21 protein-coding genes are annotated in these 22138 nt (G+C 33.1%); 7 read left to right on the top strand and 14 right to left on the bottom strand.

From position 1 onward, the window contains the following. Positions 1-16 precede the first annotated feature (16 nt). The 5 genes from A5866_RS05855 to A5866_RS05875 form a co-directional block, all read right to left on the bottom strand. Positions 17-2002, bottom strand: a complete 1986-nt coding sequence (locus A5866_RS05855; protein WP_254907533.1) for an FtsX-like permease family protein — start codon at positions 2000-2002, stop codon at positions 17-19. Next, positions 1981-2124, bottom strand: coding sequence for a hypothetical protein (locus A5866_RS05860; protein WP_339099751.1), 144 nt, complete (start codon positions 2122-2124; stop codon positions 1981-1983). The genes A5866_RS05855 and A5866_RS05860 overlap by 22 nt, the downstream gene beginning before the upstream one ends. Next, positions 2108-2371, bottom strand: coding sequence for a hypothetical protein (locus tag A5866_RS05865; RefSeq protein ID WP_254908750.1), 264 nt, complete (start codon positions 2369-2371; stop codon positions 2108-2110). The genes A5866_RS05860 and A5866_RS05865 overlap by 17 nt, the downstream gene beginning before the upstream one ends. Before the next feature lie 90 nt (positions 2372-2461). Beyond that, positions 2462-2812 (bottom strand): ATP-binding cassette domain-containing protein, encoded by a 351-nt coding sequence (locus tag A5866_RS05870; protein WP_254907532.1) that lies wholly within the window; start codon positions 2810-2812, stop codon positions 2462-2464. A 67-nt stretch (positions 2813-2879) separates the two neighbouring features. Then, positions 2880-3170 (bottom strand): GntR family transcriptional regulator, encoded by a 291-nt coding sequence (locus tag A5866_RS05875; protein WP_254907259.1) that lies wholly within the window; start codon positions 3168-3170, stop codon positions 2880-2882. A gap of 208 nt (positions 3171-3378) precedes the next feature. Here A5866_RS05875 and A5866_RS05880 point away from each other — a divergent pair, with 208 nt between their 5' ends. Beyond that, positions 3379-4011, top strand: a complete 633-nt coding sequence (locus tag A5866_RS05880) for a Crp/Fnr family transcriptional regulator (RefSeq protein WP_086444093.1) — start codon at positions 3379-3381, stop codon at positions 4009-4011. A gap of 42 nt (positions 4012-4053) precedes the next feature. Here A5866_RS05880 and A5866_RS05885 read toward each other — a convergent pair whose 3' ends face one another. Genes A5866_RS05885 through A5866_RS05900 form a run of 4 tightly spaced genes read right to left on the bottom strand, consistent with a single transcriptional unit; the run spans position 4054 to position 6569 of the window. Beyond that, positions 4054-4308 carry a metal-sensitive transcriptional regulator gene (locus A5866_RS05885; protein WP_086278878.1) on the bottom strand — a complete coding sequence of 85 codons (255 nt, stop codon included), beginning with the start codon at positions 4306-4308 and terminating at the stop codon, positions 4054-4056. After that, complete coding sequence (locus A5866_RS05890; RefSeq protein WP_086278877.1) at positions 4298-4603, bottom strand: rhodanese-like domain-containing protein; 306 nt, start codon at positions 4601-4603, stop codon at positions 4298-4300. Before A5866_RS05890 ends, A5866_RS05885 begins: the two co-directional genes overlap by 11 nt. Continuing rightward, positions 4603-6255, bottom strand: a complete 1653-nt coding sequence (locus A5866_RS05895) for an FAD-dependent oxidoreductase (protein WP_086444092.1) — start codon at positions 6253-6255, stop codon at positions 4603-4605. The genes A5866_RS05890 and A5866_RS05895 overlap by 1 nt, the downstream gene beginning before the upstream one ends. After that, positions 6255-6569, bottom strand: a complete 315-nt coding sequence (locus A5866_RS05900; RefSeq protein WP_086278875.1) for a rhodanese-like domain-containing protein — start codon at positions 6567-6569, stop codon at positions 6255-6257. The genes A5866_RS05895 and A5866_RS05900 overlap by 1 nt, the downstream gene beginning before the upstream one ends. 238 nt (positions 6570-6807) lie before the next feature. Between A5866_RS05900 and A5866_RS05905 the strand changes: the two genes are divergently transcribed. The 5 genes from A5866_RS05905 to A5866_RS05925 all read left to right on the top strand — a co-directional run bounded on the left by A5866_RS05905 (position 6808) and on the right by A5866_RS05925 (position 12957). Next, positions 6808-7377, top strand: coding sequence for a glycoside hydrolase family 73 protein (locus A5866_RS05905; protein ID WP_086444091.1), 570 nt, complete (start codon positions 6808-6810; stop codon positions 7375-7377). 66 nt (positions 7378-7443) lie between these two features. Continuing rightward, complete coding sequence (locus A5866_RS05910) at positions 7444-8070, top strand: FtsX-like permease family protein (RefSeq protein WP_086278873.1); 627 nt, start codon at positions 7444-7446, stop codon at positions 8068-8070. Positions 8071-8085: 15 nt separating this feature from the next. Further along, positions 8086-8730: a response regulator transcription factor gene (locus tag A5866_RS05915; protein WP_086278872.1), complete on the top strand. Its 645-nt coding sequence runs from the start codon at positions 8086-8088 to the stop codon at positions 8728-8730. Further along, the gene (locus A5866_RS05920) at positions 8714-10120 is read left to right on the top strand and encodes a sensor histidine kinase (RefSeq protein ID WP_086444090.1); all 1407 of its coding nucleotides are present in this window, start codon (positions 8714-8716) and stop codon (positions 10118-10120) included. The genes A5866_RS05915 and A5866_RS05920 overlap by 17 nt, the downstream gene beginning before the upstream one ends. Positions 10121-10620: 500 nt before the next feature. Continuing rightward, on the top strand, positions 10621-12957 hold the full coding sequence (locus tag A5866_RS05925) for a glycoside hydrolase (protein WP_086444089.1): 2337 nt from the start codon (positions 10621-10623) through the stop codon (positions 12955-12957). A 352-nt stretch (positions 12958-13309) separates the two neighbouring features. Here the strand turns inward: A5866_RS05925 and A5866_RS05930 are convergent, their stop codons facing one another. After that, positions 13310-14218, bottom strand: a complete 909-nt coding sequence (locus tag A5866_RS05930; protein WP_086353058.1) for a bifunctional helix-turn-helix transcriptional regulator/GNAT family N-acetyltransferase — start codon at positions 14216-14218, stop codon at positions 13310-13312. Between the two features lie 821 nt (positions 14219-15039). Further along, complete coding sequence (locus tag A5866_RS05935; RefSeq protein ID WP_086353057.1) at positions 15040-15837, bottom strand: hypothetical protein; 798 nt, start codon at positions 15835-15837, stop codon at positions 15040-15042. 604 nt (positions 15838-16441) lie between these two features. Here A5866_RS05935 and A5866_RS05940 point away from each other — a divergent pair. Then, a complete protein-coding gene (locus tag A5866_RS05940; protein ID WP_086444088.1) occupies positions 16442-17521 on the top strand; it encodes a MucBP domain-containing protein in 1080 nt (359 codons plus the stop codon). Between the two features lie 609 nt (positions 17522-18130). On the opposite strand, the gene A5866_RS05945 is transcribed toward A5866_RS05940, so the two are convergent. The 3 genes from A5866_RS05945 to A5866_RS05955 form a co-directional block, all read right to left on the bottom strand. Next, positions 18131-18277 (bottom strand): hypothetical protein, encoded by a 147-nt coding sequence (locus A5866_RS05945; protein WP_086353056.1) that lies wholly within the window; start codon positions 18275-18277, stop codon positions 18131-18133. 313 nt (positions 18278-18590) lie between these two features. Beyond that, complete coding sequence (locus A5866_RS05950) at positions 18591-20678, bottom strand: heavy metal translocating P-type ATPase (RefSeq protein ID WP_339099771.1); 2088 nt, start codon at positions 20676-20678, stop codon at positions 18591-18593. After that, positions 20662-20976 carry a DUF6110 family protein gene (locus tag A5866_RS05955; protein WP_339099752.1) on the bottom strand — a complete coding sequence of 105 codons (315 nt, stop codon included), beginning with the start codon at positions 20974-20976 and terminating at the stop codon, positions 20662-20664. Before A5866_RS05955 ends, A5866_RS05950 begins: the two co-directional genes overlap by 17 nt. Positions 20977-22138: the final 1162 nt, after the last annotated feature.

Here is a 22138-nt window from a genome sequence, read left to right on the forward strand (position 1 = left end):
TCCTACTTTCCTGATTTTATTCGTATCGTAATGCAGTTATTGGATCTAATTTTGCTGCTTTAGCTGCCGGATATAGGGCAAAAATGACACCTAAAAGTCCAGTGATCCCTAACGTAGCTAGCGCATTGAGCGGTGCGATTTGAATCACTTGGTCAAAACCGATACTTGATTCGATGACAGGGTTTGCGACAATTTGAATCAAATAAGCAAAAGCCACTGAGATAACATTTGATAAGAGCATAATGTAGATTGCTTCCATCCTGAATAAACGCTTGATATAGCCTTTTTTATAACCAATAGAACGCAGTACGCCGATTTCTTTCGTCCTCTCAACAACTCCGATATATAACACAACAGCTATCATCACACCGGCAACGATCAATGAAAGTCCTGCAATAAAGGCTAATAAATAAACGATAATATCGGTAAATTGTTTAAATGTATCTAAGAATGAAGATGCATTCGTGATGGCATAATTTTCATATTCTGGATCTTCTTTATATTTTTCAATAAATGATTCAGCATCTTCTGTTTTTTTTGCAAAAGCATCAACCGTATAGATCGGCTTATCGATCCCAATACTCTTTATCATTTCCGCAAAGGTTTTTGGTGAGGCCATAAATCCTTGGACAAAACCTTCTTCATCTGGTGAGGTGATCCCTTTAACAACTGTCTCGATCTCAACTGAGCCATTTACACTTCCTTGTTCTCGCCCTTGGTAAACTAGTCTGATAGGCTTGTTGATCAGCTGTGTCACATTCTCTTGCGTTAATTCTGAACTTTTTAAGCCTAGGATTTCTCTTGCAACAGAGGCTGGTAAAACAATACCAGCTTCATCTGCTTTTATAAAATTTCCAGCTAACAAATAGCCATCTGCCACTGTATTTGTCTGATATCTTTCTTTATTTAAATTTGCTTCATCCATTTGTGATGGTGCTAAGTTTTCAATTAATCGATCGTCATATTTAAAGCGGATTCCCACCAAATTGGCACGCTCATAAACTTCTGTGATTCCTTCATTTTTATAGAGCTCTTTTAATTTTTTTATTTCTTCCCCTTTTAACAATTCAGAAGGTCTCGGCGGTCCCCCTCTTTCTGGATCTTGATAATAAGAAGTGATTTGATTGGGAGAATAGGCTGTTTGAAAAAAATCACCCAGTACTTCTGTAATCCCATTACCGATTCCCAGTGCTAATAAAATTGCCGTAATACCGATCGAAGTGCCGAAAGCGACTAACAGATTTCTCAAGATCCGACTAAAAAAATTTTTACTAACTAGCTGTAAGGTAGCACCTAAAGAAAGCGAAACTCTAGAGGCAACTTTTGGCTGCGACTGTGTCTTAGTGAAATCTGGTGTCTTGATTCGATCGTCGCTTAAAATGTGACCGTCTTTGACTCTTAAAATTTTCGTTGCGTAAGCCATCAAACTTTCATCATGAGTAACAGTTATCACTAACGTCCCTTCATTACTCAATTGTTTTAATAAGTCAATAATCGCAGAAGCCGTGACTGAATCTAGAGCTCCTGTTGGTTCATCTGCGATAATTACTTTTGGATCATTAGCAAGTGCTCTGGCGATTGCCACACGTTGCTTTTGCCCTCCTGAAAGCTGATTTTGAGGGAAATAATGACGTGTCACATCGTTCATTAAAACGATCATGACCCAACCGATTGCAACAGCAAATGGTTTGGAAACATTTGGTAACCAAAGTTTAGCGATCACGCCTCTAAATAAAATGGCATAACTGATCATGCTCGCTAGATAAACGGCCAATTCTAATGCAATAATCAACAGCTGTATCACTCCTAGTGAAACAGTCGTAAAATTAAATACTAAATTAACAGTACCAATTACAAGTACTTGAAAATAAGCTAGTAAATACTTCGCAATGATTTTTTCTAACGTCGACTGTGTTGCTGTACTTGCTAAGGTTTGATGATTTGGCTGAATATCAAGCTGATTGATCCGCCAAGTCAGCACTACAGCGGCAAACGTTCCCACTGAGATTCAGGCATGATCCATTGAAAAACGTATTTGGCAAAATAGCTAATTAAAATCAAAAGTAAACTACTAAAAAAGAACTTCTTGCTTTTTTCATGGTAAAAATTAAATAAATGTATCATCGGCTTCCTCCTCATAGATTTCTTTCAGGGACATTCCTTTTTGTTCTCGTAAGTCTTCTAGATTGATCACTTCGCAATAGCGAAATGGATTCATAAATAAAACGTCTGTAAACAATGTATCCATATCTTCAATAAAATTAGTCGAAACTATGATCATCTTGTTTTCACCACTGGCTCTTCTCAACATCTTTTTCACTTGGATACGAGAGGAATAATCTAAATAGGCAAATGGTTCATCTAATAGCAAAAGGCTTGTCGCTTTGGCATATTCACAAGCAATCTTGACTTTAACTTTGCTGCCTTCTGAAAGTTCTTGCCATTTTTGTTTAGGCGAAATCTACCACAACTCCAATTGTTCGACAGCTTTTGCTAGCTGAAAATCTGGAAATAAAAGCGTGTATTCCAGTAGAATCTGCTGTACCGTTTCACTTTCATCAAAAAAATTTTTGGTTGAAACATGAGCAACACTTGTTTTAAATACCAGACTGCTTTGCGGTTGGTCATTGTACATGACCATGCCGCTGCTTATTTGCTTTTGTCCTGAAATACAATCCAATAAGGTTGTTTTCCCTGTGCCGTTTTTCCCAAGGATTCCGAGAATCTGACCCTCGTTTAAGTTAAAAGACAGGTCTTGAAAAACACTTTTTCGATAGTGCTTACCAATATTTTTTATTTGTAATTTATTCATTTGCACTCCTCACAATCTGCTCAATGATATGCTCTTTTTCATTTTGTGTTAGCTCAAGTTTTCGTAATTACGTGATAAATGCTGTTAAATGGGCTTCGATCAAGCGCAAGCGTAAATCGCTGATTTTTTCGGTTTTATCTGTCACTAACTTACCAATTCCTCTCTGACTAACTAAAATTTCTTCTTGTTCTAGTAAACTGTAAGCTCTTTGGATGGTGGTTGGGTTTACTTCTAGATCTTCGGCTAGTTGTCTAACAGATGGAACTTTTTCATTTTGCTGCCAATGATTACTGGCGATCCAATGTTCGACTTGCTCGATGATTTGCTGGTAGATGGGTCTGTTCCCGTCATAATTCACATGCATCCTCCCTTCTCTAGTTACTCACTGTAATGCTCATGTCACACACTCAGCTGATAAAACTTATTTTAGAGGAAATAAAAAAAACAATTCATATCAATGATATAAATTGCTGCTTGTTCCATTTATTTAGATTTTGACTCAAAAAATAACCCGTTTATGTTATACTTTTTGTACTTGAAATTATAAATACGAGGAGAGGCCAAAAATCGAATTATATAAAAACAATTCAGCTTTAGTTGACTACTTAAAACAAGACCCGCTCACTAAATGGACTGAAAAAACATATGAGAAAGACCGTTTGATCATTGATGAATATGAAAAATCATCCACTTTTTATTATGTTGTTGAAGGTGTTATCTCCGTTGAAATTCTAAATGAAGGCAAACGCTATATTTCTTCTTTCATTTTTCAAAATGATTTTTTCGGGTTAGACAGCTTCTCTACCTTTAAACAAAAAGAGCACAGTATTCGAGTCATTAGTGAGCAGGCAACGATTTTTGCTATATCCAAAGAAATACTGCTGCGCTTACTAAATAAAGAACCAGATTATTATGAATTATTACTGACTAATTTTGCTGATATTTTCCAGCGACATTACGGTTATTTCAATTTTCTTCATTTACCAACCACTGAACGGATCAAACACGCTTTGCATTATTTAAGCGATCATATTGGTCTTTTAACGGCTGCTGAACATTTGGAGCTGCCAACATTTATTACGCAGGAGATTCTTTCAAAATTCTGCCGTACCTCTCAATCTAGAGTTTCTGTTTCTTTAGGTGAGTTAGAAAGAGCTGGATGGCTTTTAAGAATGAAGGTCCCTATCACCATAAACTAAGAAAGTGGCAATCAACGTAATGTTGATTGCCACTTTCTTAGTTTATCTCGTTTTTACAATCATTTCCAACGCTTTCGCTAGATCATCACTAGCTAAGTCGATGTTTTCATCTTCCATACACTGTTTCAGATTCTCAGTCACGACAAGACCAATGACTTTATCGATACTAGAACGGACTGCCATTAACTGAGTAACAACTTCGCGACATTCTTTGCCTTCATCCATCATTTTTAAAATACCACGAATTTGTCCTTCAGATCGTTTTAGCCGATTTCCTAGTTTAGGATCACAAGCCATTCACAACGTCTCCTCTCCAGGCAGACATGCCGCCCATCACATTAGTAACATCATACCCTAAAGAGGCAAAATATTCACTAGCCATTTGTGAGCGTCCGCCAGAATGACAAATAATATAGTAAGATTTGGTCTTATCTAACGAAGTAGCTGTCTCTTGTAACTGGCTTAATGGCATGTTTTTTGCGCCTTTGATATGTCCTGAAACATATTCATCCTCTTCACGCACATCGACAATTGCCAATTCATTTCTTTTTTCTAGTTGTTCAAATTCATCGATCATCATTGATTTATACATTATTTTATAACCTCCTGAGGGTAAATTGTACTATATATTTGGAATGCACCATCTAAATTTTTAACGTTAAAGCCATTATTTTTCAGAATTCGTTCTGCCAAATAGCTGCGTTGACCGCTTTGACAGCTGACAATGATCTCTTGGTCCTTTGGTAGCGCAGCTAAACGATCTCTTAACTCATCTAGTGGAATATTTACAGCATAAGGCAGGGAGCCATTAGTTTTTAGCTCACCAGGATTTCTCACATCAAGGAATAATGCGCCATTTTGGATTGCTTCTTTTAATTCATAGTATTGAATATTCTCAGAAAAACCTTCGATAATATTGGCTGCAGCATAACCAATCATATTTACAGGATCTTTTGCAGAACCAAAAGGCGGTGCATACGTAAATTCTAATTCTGGTAGATCCATCACGGTTAGTCCCGCCTTTATCGCTGTCGCAATAATATCGATACGTTTATCGACACCATCTTGACCGACTGCTTGAGCACCATAGATTTTACCTGTTACAGGGTGGAATAATAGTTTCATCACGATTGGATGATTACCAGGAAAATACCCCGCATGGCTTTTTGATGTTGTATGAACAGCCTCATATTCTAGCTGGCTATTTCGTAATTGGCGTTCGCTTAAACCTGTACTGGCTGCTGCAAGATCAAATACTCGGACAATTGCAGTTCCGATGCTACCCTGATTTTTGCGAGCTACTCCAGCAATTACGTCTGCAACTTGGCGTCCTTGACGATTAGCTGGTGAAGCAAGTGAAATCAAGGCGTCTTCATCTGTGATTTGTTGTTTGACCACAATTGCATCACCTACAGCATAAATAGCAAGATCATTGGTTTGATACGTTTGATCCACCAGAATTCCACCTCGCAAACCAGTTGCTAAACCTGCTTTAACCGCTAAATCACTAGATGGTTTAACACCAATCGATAGGACGGTAAAGTCACTTGTAATGGTTTTACCTGAACTTAATTCGATTTTTTCACCAGACTCTTTAAATGCCGTTGCGGCAGCTCCTGTGTAGACCGTAATGCCTTTTTGTTTCAATTCTTTTTCAACAAAGGCCGCCATTTCTTCATCTAAAGGCGGTAAAATTTGTGGTGCGGCTTCAACAAGAGTCACTTCAATTCCTAAGTGACTTAAGTTTTCTGCCATTTCCAATCCAATAAAACCTGCTCCGATCACAACCGCTTGTTTAGGCCGTTCCTGCTTTACCGTTGTGACGATTTTATCAACATCAGGTACATTTCTTAATGTATAGACATTTGTTGCATCAGCTAATCCTTCAATTGGTGGAATGACAGGTTCCGCTCCTGGAGAAAGAATCAGTTTATCATAAGTGATTTGTTCTTCTTTTCCTTTTGAGTTTGTTACGATTGTTTTATTTTTCCGATCGATACTGATGGCTTCCGTTTCTGGATAGACATCGATATTAAAACGTTTTTTTAGTTGTTCAGGCGTTTGTAAAATCAATTCTGAACGGTCACTGATTTCGCCTGAAACATAATAAGGCAAACCACAATTTGCAAAAGAAACATATGGTCCTTTTTCTAAAACAATGATTTCGATTTCTTCGGATAATCTTCTTAATCTAGTTGCAACTGACATTCCGCCAGCAACTCCACCTACAATCACTACACGCATTATAACTTTCCTCCTCTGGTTTCTCCACGCCAAGCACTCATCCCGCATTTGACGTTGATTGCATCGATACCTTTAGCTTTTAATTTTTTAACTGCTTGTCGACTTCTCATACCTGATTGACAAATGACGTATACAGGTTGATTTTCTTTTGCTTTGTATGATGCGATTTTCCCTAATGGATTATTTTTTGCACCTGGAATATGACCTGCAGCAAATTCTGTTTTTTCTCGAACATCAAGGATTTCTGGTTTTGAAGCTAGTTTTTGTTGAAGTTCGGTTGTACTTGTGGCATTTCCTTTGAAAAATGAAAACATATACTCCTCCATTTATACCCTAAAGGGTATTTTTAAAAAGTAATCATAAATGATTTTTACTTACTTGTAAAGAGGGTTGCTTTCTGTTTTAAATGTAACTAAAAAATTCACTGTATCTATTCTTAATCAAACTGAATCATTTCTTAAGAAAGTCCAACAATTATTAACTTATTTGGCATATTTTTGTAACATTCAACCTCTATACTAGAGATAACACATATAGAAAAGAGGTTATTCTATGAATCAAGGAATTCTAAAAAAGCAAAATATTTTACCATTACTATTGATTCTACTTCTTTCATTTGCTAGTATTTTTCTTCTTTTTAATCGAGAAGAACAACCAATCCAAGATGAAGCCACTGCTTATCAGCAGATTTTTATTGATGAAATAGCATCTGAAGCCAAACTTTTACAAAAGCAAACCCATCTATTCGCCAGTATCACGATTGCCCAAGCGATCTTAGAATCAGATTGGGGCCGGAGTGATTTAGCGGTAGAAGCAAAAAATTTATTTGGGATCAAGGGCGCTTTTAATGAACAATCGAGCATTATGCCTACAGATGAGTTTATTGATGGAGAACGAATCACCATTGATGATTCATTTAAAAAATATGAAACAGTCCAAGAATCCATGGCAGACCACGTTGAGTTTTTAAAAGGTGGCACCTATGATGCCATTAAAACAAGTAAAAATTATCGTGAAGCAGCCGTTGCTTTACAAAATGGTGGCTATGCGACAGATCCCGAATATGCTAATAAATTGATTGAATTGATTGCTGAATTTAAATTGGATCGTTATGATAAATAACCAAGGGATGGCTTGTAGCTGTTCTCAAGTAACCTTGTTAGCCTTGTGATTAGGAGTATTGTTGGTATGGATAAAGCTTATTATGTGTTAAAAGATAGTTGCACCATCCTCTTGCGAAACAAAGGGGCTGCTGTTTTTAAATGTATTGTTGCGTTCCTTTATGTCATTCTTTTGACTTCCTTATTTCACGGTTGGATAAATGTGACCCAGTTAGCCAAAGTAGAGAAAGAAAATACGGCGCGAGAAGCTGAAGCTTTTGATTTTTTCACCCAGTCAAATACTAACGATAGTTTACTGACTTTATTACATAGTTTAACCACTACCCTATTTATTTTCAGTATTGGTTTATTATTATTCGGCATTTTTTATCTCTTTATTCATTTCCATAGAAGATTGATACTGGATAAAAAAGAGTTCATTATTAAAAAAATATTGGGTAGTTCAGCTTTTCAAGTAACAAGTGAGCCGTTTTGTGACTCCTTATTGCTTATTGTTCCGAGCTGTCTCTTAGGACTGCTTACAGCTGAAATTCTTTATCGTTCATTTCTACATTTTTCAACTTTTTCGCTCGCAGATCGTTTACATCCATCAAGTTATTTCCTGATTTTTGTAGATTTACCCTTGATCAGCTTTTTTGCTCTTTTAATTGTTTGTCAGTTTCTTTTTCTAAAACACAAAATAACGGATCTTTAAAAGGAGTCCTTACGTATGAATATTTTAGTTGCCGATGATAGTCCCGAAATGGTTCAAATAGTCATTGCTTATCTAAAAAAGGCTGGCTTTACAGTTTTTACTGCGCTAGATGGTGAAGCTGCCTTAGATATTTTTTACCAAGAAAAATTAGATTTAGCCATTGTTGATTGGATGATGCCAAAGATCGATGGTATTGCTGTCATCAAAACGATCAAAGCGGAAAGTTCTCTAAAAGTCCTGATGCTAACAGCTAAAACGACGGGTGAAGATGAGTTTCTTTCTTTATCCAGTGGTGCAGATGAATTCATTACAAAGCCCTTTCATCCCCAAGTGCTATTATTGCGTGTCAAAAAGTTACTAGGCTTGACCCATTCATTTTATGTAAAAGAGTTGTTGATCGATCCAGCTAATTTAAAAGTTTGGAAAGAGGAACAAGCATTGGATTTAACAAAAAAAGAATTTGATTTGTTGATGATGTTAGTCAAAAATCGCGGACATATTCTAACTAGAGAACAGCTTTTAGTCGGTGTTTGGGGCATGGATTATGATGGCGTGGCACGAACTGTAGATACTCATATTAGAAGACTTCGTGAAAAAATCGGCGATGAGATCATCACCACTAAAAGAGGAGTGGGCTATCTCATTGAAAAAGAAAACTAGAAAAATCAGCACGACTCTAACATTAACTTTTTCATCGATCATTGTTGGTAGTTTTATCATCATGTTCATTTTAAACAGTCTGATCGTTCCCCATTACTATTTTTCCAAAATGGAAGCTAAAGTTTCTTCCGTCATGACTGATATCCAGAAAAATGCTCATTCAGAGCAACAACTAGCTGAATTAGAAAACAATAATCAAGTTACGATCCTTAGCCGAAGCTTAGAACAGAGTTCACTAGATGATTTCAATGAATCACTCAATATTGAATTAAATCGAAAAAAAGTTGCGCTTAATCGCTTTTGGATCACTCAGGAAACGTTAGATCAGCTAGAAAATAGCCCGCAGCCGATTCAGCGTAATTTCGATCAAGGCAAACAAAAATCCAGTTTCTTAGTTGAAATGCAAGTCATTGACCAAACCTTTTATTTAGTCGGTGTTTCCACTGTGAATTTTTCGGAAACAGCCAGCTTGATCAATACGTTCAATTTTATTTCTTTAAGCTTAACCTTGATTCTGATCATTAGCTTAATTTATATCACTGTCCGCAAAATAACCGATCCATTGGTAAACTTAAAAAAAGTAGCCGAAGAGATCACTGCTCTGACTTTCGTTACAACTGAAGACATCCCAGCAAATGAAATTGGTGAATTAGCTCAAAGTATCAATAAAATGAGTTATGCTTTAGCCACTTATCAAAAAAATTTACTTGCTAAAAATGAACAGCTCAAACAATTTACAGCCGATTTGACACATGAGTTAAAAACACCGATTGCGTTGATCAAAGCATATGGATCAGGTATCGAAGATGATTTAGATGATGGAACCTATTTAGATGTAATCTTGCAACAGACTGAACGTCTGAATGAGATCGTTGATCAAATGTTAGACTACGCAAAATTAGAACAGCAACAGCCAATTAACAAAGTCCCTATACAGCTGTCAGATGCTTGGCGACAAACCGTAACCTCGCTTAGTCCAACCATAGCTGAGGAAAATATTATGTTGTTAGAAGCTGATACTGATAGCCCTTTATCCTTGATCGAAGCCGATCCGATTTTGATCAAGCGTGTGTTTGAAAACTTATTGACGAACAGCCTTAAATATACAACGGATCAAGAAATTCAAGCAAGCTGGCGGGAAACTGATGATTTTATTGAGTTTTCAATCAGCAATCAAACTTCTTTAACTTCGAATTTTGATGTAACTAAATTATGGGAAGCCTTTTATGTTCATGAGAAATCACGCAATAAAAACCTATCAGGAACAGGCCTCGGTTTATCCATTGTTCAATCGATCATGAATGAACATGGTTTTACGATTGAAGCAAGATTGGTTCACCAAACATTGATTTTTGTTTTAAATTTTTATAAACCTGGTAAACAAGCGTAAATAATTTCGCTTGTTTTTTTATATGTGGTTTTGGCATTTTTCTGTAACATTGAGTTGATAGGATTGAGAAGTGTTACGACGTTGGATGAAGCTTTACTTTTGCTTTGAAACATGCCAAGAAACACAACGAAGAACTGAGTTGAGGTTGAATGGTACAAGGTGACTAAAAGGAACGTTGCTTCCTTCAGTTATTAAGATGTTGAAAAATACAAGGTGTAGCGAAACGAAACGTTGTTACCGTGCATTATCTAGCTACGCGAGCTAGTCTCTAGGAAAAAAGATAAAATATACCTGTGACAAAAAACGTCACAAACATATTTTCCTATTTTTCTACGAGCCTGAACGAGCCCGCTCCGCTTTTATTGTTATCTAGCTTCATGAGCTAGCACCTCGGAAAAAAGATAAAATCTGAATGAGGCAAAAAACGCCTCAGTCATGTTTTTCTATTTTTCAGTCGGTGCTAAACGAGCTCATTCAGCTTTTAAATTTAGGAGGAACCTATGAAAAAATTTACGATCTATCTCAGCTTAGTTGCCATTACACTTTCTTTATCTGCTTGTAATTTCAACAAAACAAGCGCAACAAGCAAATCAGAAGAATTGATTAGCAACAAAGAAATCGAAAAGAACCAGACTTATGCAAAAACTGATTTTGCATTTGATGTTGATCCTGCTACTTTCACTGTCTCAATTACTGAAAATGGTGAAAAAGCAGAGGTATCAAAACCGCAGGAAACAAAAGAAGTCACTGATTTAAAAAAGAGTAAAGACGAAATCAGTTGGACTTATCCGACTGAACAGATCAAAGTCAAATTAAAAAAAGAAAAGAACCATTTGGCAGTGTCACTGACAAGTTTATCTGATGAAGATAATTCTTTCTCTTGGCCAAAATTAGATGCTAAAAACTATGTATTACCAATTGCAGAAGGTAAAACCATTCCTAACAACCAACAAGATTGGTTAGCTTACTTTAAGCAAAATGAAGAATTGTCAATGAGTGAAGCTTTTTCTATGAGTTTTTTCACCACCAATCAAGAGACCTTTGCGACAACTTTTGTAATGGATAACACGTTTAATAGTGATATGTTAACATCTACCGAACCCCATCTTTGGTTGACTGCGAATCACCATTTTATTGGTTTTGACAAAAATAAAACCTTGAATTATCGACTTTATGTAACCGACAATGATCCTGTTGCGATCGCTAAAACGTATCAAATGGATCGAATTAATTTAGGCGAATTCAAACCCCTAGACGAGAAAGAAAAAGAAAATCCTCAAATCAAAAAAATGCGTGGCGCTATTCAAGTTTACTACTGGAATAGTCGTATTTTAAACACAGAAGATATCAAATGGAACAAATTACCTCAGAAAATTGACGAACCGATTTTCCAATGGATTGGGGAACTCCTAGGTCAATATGGCGAAGATGGTTCCGAGGAGTATCTTAAAGCTTTAGACGCATTTAAACACAATGAAGGTTATAAATATGAAAAAAATACGTTTTTGACTTCACTTAATTATGTTTTACTTTATCCTCAGTTCTATAATAAAGAAATTTTCAAAAATCCGGATGCTGACGCAAAAAAACTTCTGGATAAAGGAATCGATAAATTGAGTGAAGAAGAACGGTACACATTAAATAAACATCTTTTAGCAGGTGTCTTAGATGATTTGACACCTCCATTAGAACAATGGGGTCAAGCAACGTCATCCGACGTCTTTAAAGATATGAAAAAGGCTGGCGTAGAAAATGCGTGGATTGGCCTACCTAATTGGGCCAATGGTTTGATGAATCCAACAATGGTCAAAACAGCAGCTGATGAAGGTTATCTGATCGGACCATATGATTCTTATCAATCTATCCAAGAAAATGCTAGTATCGATTGGAACACAGCCTCATTTCCTAACCAAGATCTCTATGAACATGCCACAGTAACAAAGAAAAACGGCGAAAAAGTGGCTGGTTTCTTAGGGAAAGGTCGTAAATTAAACCCAACACTGATCTCTCCTGATGTAGAAGAACGGTTTAAAGGCATCACTGAAAATGGAATTCCATTTAATTCTTGGTTCTTAGACACAGATGCAGCTGGTGAAATTTATAATGACTACAGCCCTGATCACCTAACTACGCAAACCGAAGATGTTGCTGGTCGCTTAAAACGCATGACTTATTTCGATCAAAATGGTCTTGTTGTAGGTTCTGAAGGCGGTAATGATTTTGCTTCAAAAGAAATGGTCTTTGCACACGGGATTGAAACTCCTGTGATCATGTGGTCAGATCCTGATATGCGAGAAAATAAAGAAAGTGAATATTATGTAGGAAGTTACGCTGCACTAGATGGCGGGATTCCTTCAAAATATAAAAAAGTTGTCCCAATCAAAGAAGAATATAAAGCCATTTATACTGATCCAGTTTATTCCCTCCCACTTTATAAACTTGTTTATAACCGTTCTGTGATCACTTCACATCAATGGGAATGGGATAGTTATAAAATCAAAAGCCAAGTTGGAGAGCGTCGTATGAGAGAATATTTATACAATACACCGCCAATGATGCACCTTGACAAAGCGGCTTGGGAAGAACACAAGCAAGATATTTCTGATAATGCGAAAATTTGGGCACCTTTCCAAAAAGCGGCTTTACAACATGAAATGACCGATTTTAAGGTACTGACAGGGGATCGCTTGATTCAAAAAACGGAGTTTGGCGAAAATTTGTCTGTCATTGCTAATTTCTCAGATCAAGATTACGAAGCGGATGGGTTAAAAGTTGCCGGACAGACTGCTTTGATTATTAATGATGGGAAAGAAACGGTTATAAAAACGGAAGGATAATAAATTAAGGAAGAGCTTATAAAATATGTTTGAATCTACAAAAAGCAGACTGAAAATCGTTAGATTGATTTTCAGTCTTGTTTTACATATGAAGTGAATTTCAGTTTTCAAAACTTCTCTTAATTACTTTATTACTTTAGTAATTTATCTTTTCGATATTTAGTTAAATAATATTTTCTATCTCTTTCTTGCTTCATTGTACGCCACAGATTCCCATTCTCAGGACTAGTAATAAGCTTTAGATCGCTTTTACTAGAATTTTATAGTCATCAGGATTAGCATAAAGCTCTCTATATATAGTCTCTATAGCTACACTATTTTCTAGTATTTTTCCGATTGCATATACAAATTATTATTTGGTTCTATCAAGAACCCATTTTTCTTCAACAACTATGGTATCTTTCCACTCCTCATTCGTTACACTTTCTTTCAATAAAAAACCATTTTTCCCATATAAACTACGAGCAGCACTTAAATCTTTTACTGTCCATAAAAAAATTTTAGAGATATTTCTTTTTTCAATATATTTCATTACTTTTTCAACTAATTTTTTACCAATTCCTAGCCCTTGATACTTTGAATCAACTGCAAACCATCTAACTTGCCACCAGCCTTTATTTGTCTCCACTATCGCAATAGTTCCTACTCTGATACCATCAACTTCTGCTATCCATATATTGCTTTGTTTAATACTATCAATAGAATTTGCAATAGATAAAAAAACATACTTTTGGAATGAGTCTTTGTACTTCATTTCTGTGTATATGCGACAATGTAGATCGCTAATAAAACCTAGATCTTTTGTTTTACCTTCATAAATCATAATCTTATGATTTCTTTCATAGGTATTTCTAAAGATATTCATAGCTAAATTTAGCAAAAATAATTCTTTTTTATTATAACCAGACAGTTCTTCATATAAACCTTTACGTATATTTTCAACTTGTTCTTGGTGTATTTTTTTACCTTCAGCTGTTAGAAAAATTGTATATGATCTTTTATCACCAGCAATAGATTTTCTTTCAATTATCCCCTTTTTCTCTAGTTGAGCAATGATTCTACTCAGTTGGCTCTTATTAATATTTAAATTATCACTAATTTCTCTTGCCGTAATTGTTACATTATTGAATATCTCCGTAACTACTCTAGATTCAACTAAATTCAATAATTTATCGTATAAATTTTTATCAAATTTACTTAATAAATTAGAATAATATCTATTAAATCCACGAAAATTTCCAATGAATTCTTTAATATCCATTATGCTTCACTCCCTCATATTCTATTCATCATAACATGTTAAAATTTTAAAGCTAAATTAACGTTAGTTCGACCCCATCTTAACTTATGATCTAAGAAGATTTGTATATTTTTTGGTCAATAACTTGGCATAAACTTCATTTTAACAACCTTGATTATTTATAATTCGAAAATATGCAAATCTCCCAAAAACTAGTTGACAAAGTAAACTTTATAATATAAAGTTTACTTTGTCAACTAAAATAAATGAGAACACTTTTCTATGTCAAGGAAACCATTACTTTCACAAATGATGATAGTTTTGATATTTTGAGAGCATCCATAGCATTAATAACTTTATAAAGTAGAGTATTTATGCCTTTTTATCTGCGACTATGAAAAATAGTTACATGGATGATTGAAGGGCTTTAATTGCGCATAGAAATTTCAATTTTCTAACGTTTTAGTAAATTTATTAAAAATTCAAAAGGAAAGGATTACAGTTGCTATTTTGGAAAAAATAATAACTTTAGGTTTATTGATGAAGCATAAATTTTTTGTTTTAATGAGTTATTTTTATACGTGTATAAATGGATTAGATTTTGATACTATTCTGTTAAACTATTATTACAAAAACAAAATCACTAATAAAGATAATAAAGTAAAAATGGTTGATGACTTTTCCAGTAATAAGAATCAAAAAAGCTGATTTTATAGTAGATTATATAAGTAATAAAAAAGCCAACCTTACCCATAATAAAGTCGGATTTTTTATTTACTTTCACTAATATTAGCGCTAGTCCCTCAAAATAGTAATGTTTGATACATTTAGTAATTTTTCAATCACCACGATAAACCAGCAGCTGCTATCTCGGTTTTAGAAGCATATTGTCCATTAGGCCTATGCCAACGCCCTCTATAATCTTTCGTATAACCTGTACTGTTACTATTTGCTTGTTCCGCTACCGCTTTCTCGGCTGCCGCTTGTTCCACCGCTGCTTTCTCAGCTGCTGCTTGTTCCGCCCCTGCTTTCTCGGCTGCTGCTTGTTCCGCTGCCGCTTTCTCGGCTGCTGCTTGTTCCGCCGCTGCTTTCTCGGCTATACTTATTTTTTTTAATTGGTCTTTATATGCTTCAATAAGTCTATCTATTTCCCTTATTAATTCTTTTGTTTCATTTTCACTATAAATGATTCCATTTTCTTTGTTCATCCAATCTCTAAGCTCTTCCAGATTACCAACTTTCGTGCTTAATAATTCGCTTTTTTCGGTTTTTAAAGCTTCCACTTTAATAGTTTCTAAATTTTTCTTGTCTTCCTTTTTTAATTCGCTGATGATTTTATTTTTCGAATCATTATATGCTTTTGTCACATCTTTTTCTTTTTTGTCAACTTTTGAATAGTCTTTTACTTCTTCTATAAAAACTTTCAAATCAGATAATTTTTTATCATTATCCTTTTCAGATAAAATTTCATCTGCTTTTTCATTAATCTTTTTTACCTCTTTTTTTACTGACTCAGATATTGTAGTTTCAGATGTTACAGTTTTGTTCTCTTGATTTGATGTAGAACAGCCTGAAATAACCAAACCAATTAGCAAAGTCCATAATACGAAAAAAAATTTTCTTTTTTTATTAAAATACATACACTACTCCCCCTTAATATTTTAACTATTCAAAATCAAAAAAATTCCTTAATAATGTTAAAATCATTCTATTTAGCTCATTGTTTTCGAATATAATTCATTAATATATTAATTCTATCAAATATTAATATTTTTTCAACAAAAAAATAATGACGATTTTATTTTTAATAGCAAATGCATTACTAGCTTATTCTTGATCAATTAATTACATCATACATATTCAATTTTAAATTATTCTTTTGATTTACTTAAAATCTCATGTAGGGAGCTATCCATCATTTTAGTACTCTTAAACTTTCCTTCGTTCAATACTATTTTATTAATTCATTGCTAATATCAATCATTTTTTTATCTCCTGTAATGTTACACCATAGTATAAATATATTGAAAGCTAGTATTGTTTATTCATTGATATGTTAGATAGTATCCCTTTTTTATAATAAAAAAGTTATTAATTTTGGTTCAACTTTCACATCAAAAATATCTGTTTTTCTTTTTTCTTCTTTATTTAGCTTATTTTTTTCTATAATTTCGAGAAGTTCCGTATTACTAGACTTTTATTTTAATTTAGTATATATTTAGTAAAAAGTTTAAGGGGATTTATATGAAAAAAATGTTTTTAACGATGCTAAGTACTCTCTTTAGTCTTACGTTTTTTTGTTTTTGGGATGATGTTCAAGCCGCAGTAGATTATAGTGCGTTTAACTCTACCTATCCAGTTAGCGCCTATTATCCTTACAGTTCCAACAAAGCGAATAATTTAGGAACATATCAATTAATTAACAATGTAAAAAATGATTATTCTACTCCTAATCAAAAACAATATACTACCGCTCCAGATGGTCAGCTTGATTATTTTGGTTTAAATCAATCTTCAAACAAATATTATTCTTGGAATAACACTTCAATTAACAACTCTGGGACTATTTTGGGACCAGATCCATTAGTTACTCCAGGATTACATCCGGCAGTTCCACTTCCAGTCCCTCCAGAGACAATTATTTCTGCCACTGGAGAGTCAAAAACTCTTTATTTTCATTATTATGTAGTACAAGTTGTTAAAAATGACGTAAGATGGTCAACCGAGCAAACGTTTGGTACAAATTACGCTATGCAACCTTTAGATATTTTACCTACTAACACAAATTTTGCTTGGGCTTATTATTCTGAAAGTCCTGGTGCTATCATTAAATATATGACTACAGATGAAACAGAATTGTTTAGAACACCTACAATTGTTGGAGAAATAGGAGAGTCTATTAATTCTGAAGACTTGACTTTCGATGGATATGAATTATTTGAAACACCGGATGCAGCTACTTTTAGTGAAGAAAAAAAAGTTTTAACATATGTTTACAGGAAATTAGTCGATAGTTCCAGCACATCTATTAGCAGTACCAGTTCTACCGATAACTCTAGTGTACCTCCTAATAGTACAAACTCTACCAACTCTCTTATTAGTACAAATTCTACTGATAACTCTAGTACATCTACATTTAGCACAAGTTCTAGTGAAGATGCTAACCGAACAACTATTAACACTACTAATTCTAGTAATAAACATACTAATACTTATAAAGAATATCCAAAAACAGGTTCTAAAGATTCATCCATTTTATTCACCATAATTGGTAGCCTCTCTATGGTTGGTGCAGTAATCACTTTAAGAAAATACAATAGGTAAAGGTCTCTAAAAAACACCAAAGTTTTTTCTGGTGTTTTTTACTTTTTAAGTCTATTGATAATACCAAAGAAGATCTTTTAGATATATCTTTTTTTAATTAGACATAACGAACAGTAAGCGCATATCCCCCTGTTCTACTTACCAAACTTATGATTATCTATTTACCAATCTATCGATTCTATTTTTAGCTACAATATCTACAGATACTTATATTCAAATTCAAAGCTACTATCAATCCTTTTTATATAATCAATTACTCAAAAAGGATTGATAGACCATTTTCCAAATTCTCATTTTACTCTTCTTCAATTAATTGATCACAGACCCTAGACTTTTTAACATTCAAACCATACTAATAAACTTCGCAATTAAACCTACCCTATTATATTATAAAATAGCGTTTTACTGATAGGGAAACCGCTATTTCTTAAATCTAACGAAACATCCAATTGTAGTCTTTATTTTATACGGAAATACGAATGTAGTATGGTTCAATTAACTCTGCATATTACTGTGCAACCAATTGCAATTTTGAGGCGGTTACCAATGTTCTATAAGTAGCCAAAAAGGGTAGCTAATTTTCGTTACTACACTACCCTTTATAATCGATTATTCAATTTTCTTTACTCTCCCGCCAACAGAATCTGCAAACCGATCCGCTTCTTCTTTATTATTATATAATAATGCTGCAGATTTGATTCGAGTCCGAGTTCCATCTGGCGTTAGATAACCATGGAAAAATTTAATGGCGTACATAACTTTCACCACCTTCCTTGAAGATACCATTTTATTAATAAATTGTTTGAATTTATCACTACGTTTGCTCAATACGCTAGAATTGATAAATCACGTTCTTTGAATATAGAGACTATAGTAAATAAATCGTCCATATTCTTATTCCATGAACTCTTTATAAAGGGGGATTCCATTAGAAATGATTAGAGTATTTTCTTATATCCACTCTGAGAAATTTAAACTATCAATTTTGCAGTCTAATGACAACTATCTGATATTTATACCTTAATTGCCTAAATCATTGAGTATAACGTAATTTTCTAATACCATAAGATTAGATATCATTATTAAGGTTCTGATTAGTGCTTAACAAAAAACTAGTTCCAACTATAGAAAAAGTTGTTAGATTATGAATCATTGATAATGTAGTAGGTGTTAATATATTTAATAAACCAAGTATTATCAAACTACCATTAATAGAAAACGTGATTTTCAAATTTTGTTTTATCTTATTTGATAATCTATCAACTAAAGAATCCATATATATCAAACTACTTAAATTATTTGATAAAAAAGTGATATCACTTACTTGTCTAGATATATCGGAAGACTCTCCCATAGATATACCAATATCGGCCAATGAAATGGCTGCTGAATCATTTAATCCATCACCGACCATAACCACTGATTGTCCTTCAGATTTTAATCTCTGAACGTAATTAAATTTATCTTCTGGTCGTAAATCTGATCTCACTTCATCGAAAAATAAATCCTTAATTACAGCTTTTGTTCTAATTTTTGTATCACCTGTCAATAAGACTACTTGCTTGTTATTTTTTTTCAAAAAATGTATTGTTTTTTCTGCATCGGTCCTAATGGGTGTATCAATAACAAATATTGCAACCAATAATCTATTATATCCTAGATATAATAGATTATAGTTTTTTTCAAATTTTTGAATAATAGTAGATTGTTTTATAGAAATAAAAACTTTTTCTTCTTTTATAAATTTCATACTTCCAATAACTACAGGTACATTATCTATTGAAGAGCGTATACCTTTTGAAGCAATATGATACAATTCACCATGCATTTCTTCATGGATAATTCCTTGATTTTTAGCTTCAGACACTAATGCATTAGCAATCGGATGATAAACGTGCTCTTCTAAACATGCCCCAATCCTAATTACATCAGATTCTGTATAATCATTAAAAGTAACCACCTCTTTTACTTTGGGTTGAGATGTAGTAATCGTCCCTGTTTTATCAAAAATAAATGTATCCATAGAATTGTATGTGTCAAGGATATTAGAGGATTTGATGACTATGCCATTGTCTAATGCCTCTTTTACAGCGCTTATATAAGCAACTGGTGTCGATAGTTTAACTGAACATGAAAAATCTACCATTAAAAAAGATAAAGTTTTTGAAATAGATCGAGTGAAGACAAAAGTAAGGAACATACCTAAAAAGTTATACTTCACTAAATTATCAGCTGAACTTATTAATTGTTTTTGTTTTGAAGAATAAGGTAGTTCTGAATTGTTGATTAATTCTATTACTTTAATGATACCCGAGTTTGGCGTATCATTTGTAACAGATACGATCAACTCCCCGTTGGTTAGTAGTGTGTTAGCATTAACGACTGTACCAACTTTTTTAGAAACCGGATATGATTCTCCAGTAATAGAACTTTCATCTACAAACCCCTCCCCACCTATCACTTGTCCATCAAATAAAATTTCACTCCCCTCATAAATAATTAGTAAGTCTTCTTTTTTTACATTTGATACACCTATTTCAATTGGGCAATTATCATTTAAAATCCAAACTTTTTCATCAGATTGCTTTAAAGCCAATTCGAGATCTTTAACAGATTTGTTTTTTGACCAGTTTTCTAATTCAGTTCCTAAGCTTAGTAAAAAGGTTATGGTACTTGCTGATTTAAAATCGCCAATTAATAATGATACAATGATAGCTAACCCATCTAATACATCCATGTTCAATCTTTTTTGCTTTAAAGATTTATACATTTCGATAGCAAATGGGATAGATTGATACATTGTGTATACATTACGAAAAAGAGTAGGGATTAGTAATTTTATTAAGGATCGTTTATAAAAATTTTTAGCTATTATATTGTATGGAGTAGCTTCAGCTACTAATTTAGGGTGCTCATAACATTTCTTTAAATATTTACTATCAATATTTTCTAAAAGTGACCGTATTTCATTTTGATTATACTTGTTTTGATAGATTGCAATATGTCTATTATCATTATAAAAATGAACTTTTTTGATAGTAGAATTTTTGCGTATGATATATTCAAGATATTCTTTAATATCTTGATTAAGCTTAAAAGGTAATTCAATTCTAGTTCGATGTTTTGTTGAAAAAACAATTTTATAACTTAGCATCATTATCAATTAGATTTTCTTCAGCATCAACATTGATCATTTCTAAATTACTATTCTTTTCTTCTCTGTTATAAATATCTCTTGCGTTCGCTTGAACATCATCTGCATGTTGCTTAATAGCAGAAAGAGAAGTATCAATACTATCTTTTATCTTAAAAGCTTTTGACAGACCGTGAGAATAGATATTTTTAGCTTCTTTGCTGGATAATAACTTAAACCCTGCACTTCCAAACAAAATCCCCCCAATAAACAAACTTCCTTTTTTACTAAACTTAGAAATACTTTTTGCTTGTTTAAACATATTAATTCCTCCATTTTTTAATTTATTTAAATTTTAAAATTCAACTGAAAATTACAATTCAATACTTTTGACACATCTTAATAAAAAAAGTAAACCTGTCTGATCCCCCTTTTAATTTTTTTAAACCATTAGATTGAACAAATAATATTACTATTCATTTTATAATAATTTAGGCTAGCCTAAAAGTCAAGCAATTTCAACCATTGCCAAAAAAACTTGAAAATTAAGTATATTATTAAAAAAGTAATAAAAAATCACCAAATAGAGAGATAAAAAGTTTTTTTACATCGTAGACTTTCAACCATAGTTATAATATTTAAGATAAATTTTAATTTTTTTCACATAATAATAATAAGATTAAACTTGATTTTAAGGCTAACCTAAATTATAATAAAAAAAATTAACCTACAAGATATATTTAGTAATTTTCTGACCTACGAAGTTTAGATATATTTTTTACAAAAAAAAGCTCCCAGTTCAACTAAGAACTTCGTTTCTAAAAACATTAAGAAGGTGGATAATATGGGGTATGATTTCTTTAAGCAACCAATTTATCAAAAAAAAAATAGATATCATAAGAACAGTACTTATTATATAGATTGTGAATGTAAAAACTTAGCACGAAAACAATATAATAAAAACATTTATTTATGTCCTACTTGTGGTAAGGCATATAGCTTAAAAAATAATACTTATCACATAACTACGCACTATGTAGGACTGAAATAATCAATCAAAAATTCACGAACTATTAGTTAATGAAGTAATGATGAGTAGAAAAAAGTGAACAGTATAAATGTGAGATGTGTTATCTATTACAGATAATTTAAAAAACAGGAAAAAAGATAGCATATGAGGGATATCCTTGAATATGAAAGAAAAACAAAACTAACAATACGTTAATATATTTTTTTGAAGTTCTAAATGAGAAAACGATTATGATTGAAGAAGCTATTTCTCAAAAAACTCTTTAGTTAATTCTCCTATGGAAAATTTTTTCAGAGCATTACAAAGCAAAAATTGTATTACAGAAAAGCCTATTAAAGTCAAAATGAGTTAAGGTAAGTATTTAAGTATTCTATTTGCTAGTGTATTTATTACCAGATAAAAAAGATGTTACCTAGTATAATCCAAATGAGTTTCAACGACTCAATCAAAAACT

It is taken from the genome of Enterococcus sp. 12C11_DIV0727 (assembly GCF_002148425.2).
GTDB lineage: Bacteria > Bacillota > Bacilli > Lactobacillales > Enterococcaceae > Enterococcus_L > Enterococcus_L lemimoniae.

What these genes read in the sequence shown, in the direction of transcription:
- A5866_RS05885 (WP_086278878.1), bottom strand. Translation starts at nt 4,308, where the DNA reads ATGGCTTGTGATCCTAAACTAGGAAATCGGCTAAAACGATCTGAAGGA.
- A5866_RS05910 (WP_086278873.1), top strand. Translation starts at nt 7,444, where the DNA reads ATGGATAAAGCTTATTATGTGTTAAAAGATAGTTGCACCATCCTCTTG.
- A5866_RS05930 (WP_086353058.1), bottom strand. Translation starts at nt 14,218, where the DNA reads ATGGATATTAAAGAATTCATTGGAAATTTTCGTGGATTTAATAGATAT.
- A5866_RS05860 (WP_339099751.1), bottom strand. Translation starts at nt 2,124, where the DNA reads ATGATACATTTATTTAATTTTTACCATGAAAAAAGCAAGAAGTTCTTT.
- A5866_RS05925 (WP_086444089.1), top strand. Translation starts at nt 10,621, where the DNA reads ATGAAAAAATTTACGATCTATCTCAGCTTAGTTGCCATTACACTTTCT.
- A5866_RS05890 (WP_086278877.1), bottom strand. Translation starts at nt 4,603, where the DNA reads ATGTATAAATCAATGATGATCGATGAATTTGAACAACTAGAAAAAAGA.
- A5866_RS05955 (WP_339099752.1), bottom strand. Translation starts at nt 20,976, where the DNA reads ATGTTTAAACAAGCAAAAAGTATTTCTAAGTTTAGTAAAAAAGGAAGT.
- A5866_RS05900 (WP_086278875.1), bottom strand. Translation starts at nt 6,569, where the DNA reads ATGTTTTCATTTTTCAAAGGAAATGCCACAAGTACAACCGAACTTCAA.
- A5866_RS05940 (WP_086444088.1), top strand. Translation starts at nt 16,442, where the DNA reads ATGAAAAAAATGTTTTTAACGATGCTAAGTACTCTCTTTAGTCTTACG.
- A5866_RS05915 (WP_086278872.1), top strand. Translation starts at nt 8,086, where the DNA reads ATGAATATTTTAGTTGCCGATGATAGTCCCGAAATGGTTCAAATAGTC.
- A5866_RS05935 (WP_086353057.1), bottom strand. Translation starts at nt 15,837, where the DNA reads ATGTATTTTAATAAAAAAAGAAAATTTTTTTTCGTATTATGGACTTTG.
- A5866_RS05950 (WP_339099771.1), bottom strand. Translation starts at nt 20,678, where the DNA reads ATGATGCTAAGTTATAAAATTGTTTTTTCAACAAAACATCGAACTAGA.
- A5866_RS05870 (WP_254907532.1), bottom strand. Translation starts at nt 2,812, where the DNA reads ATGAATAAATTACAAATAAAAAATATTGGTAAGCACTATCGAAAAAGT.
- A5866_RS05945 (WP_086353056.1), bottom strand. Translation starts at nt 18,277, where the DNA reads ATGTACGCCATTAAATTTTTCCATGGTTATCTAACGCCAGATGGAACT.
- A5866_RS05905 (WP_086444091.1), top strand. Translation starts at nt 6,808, where the DNA reads ATGAATCAAGGAATTCTAAAAAAGCAAAATATTTTACCATTACTATTG.
- A5866_RS05895 (WP_086444092.1), bottom strand. Translation starts at nt 6,255, where the DNA reads ATGCGTGTAGTGATTGTAGGTGGAGTTGCTGGCGGAATGTCAGTTGCA.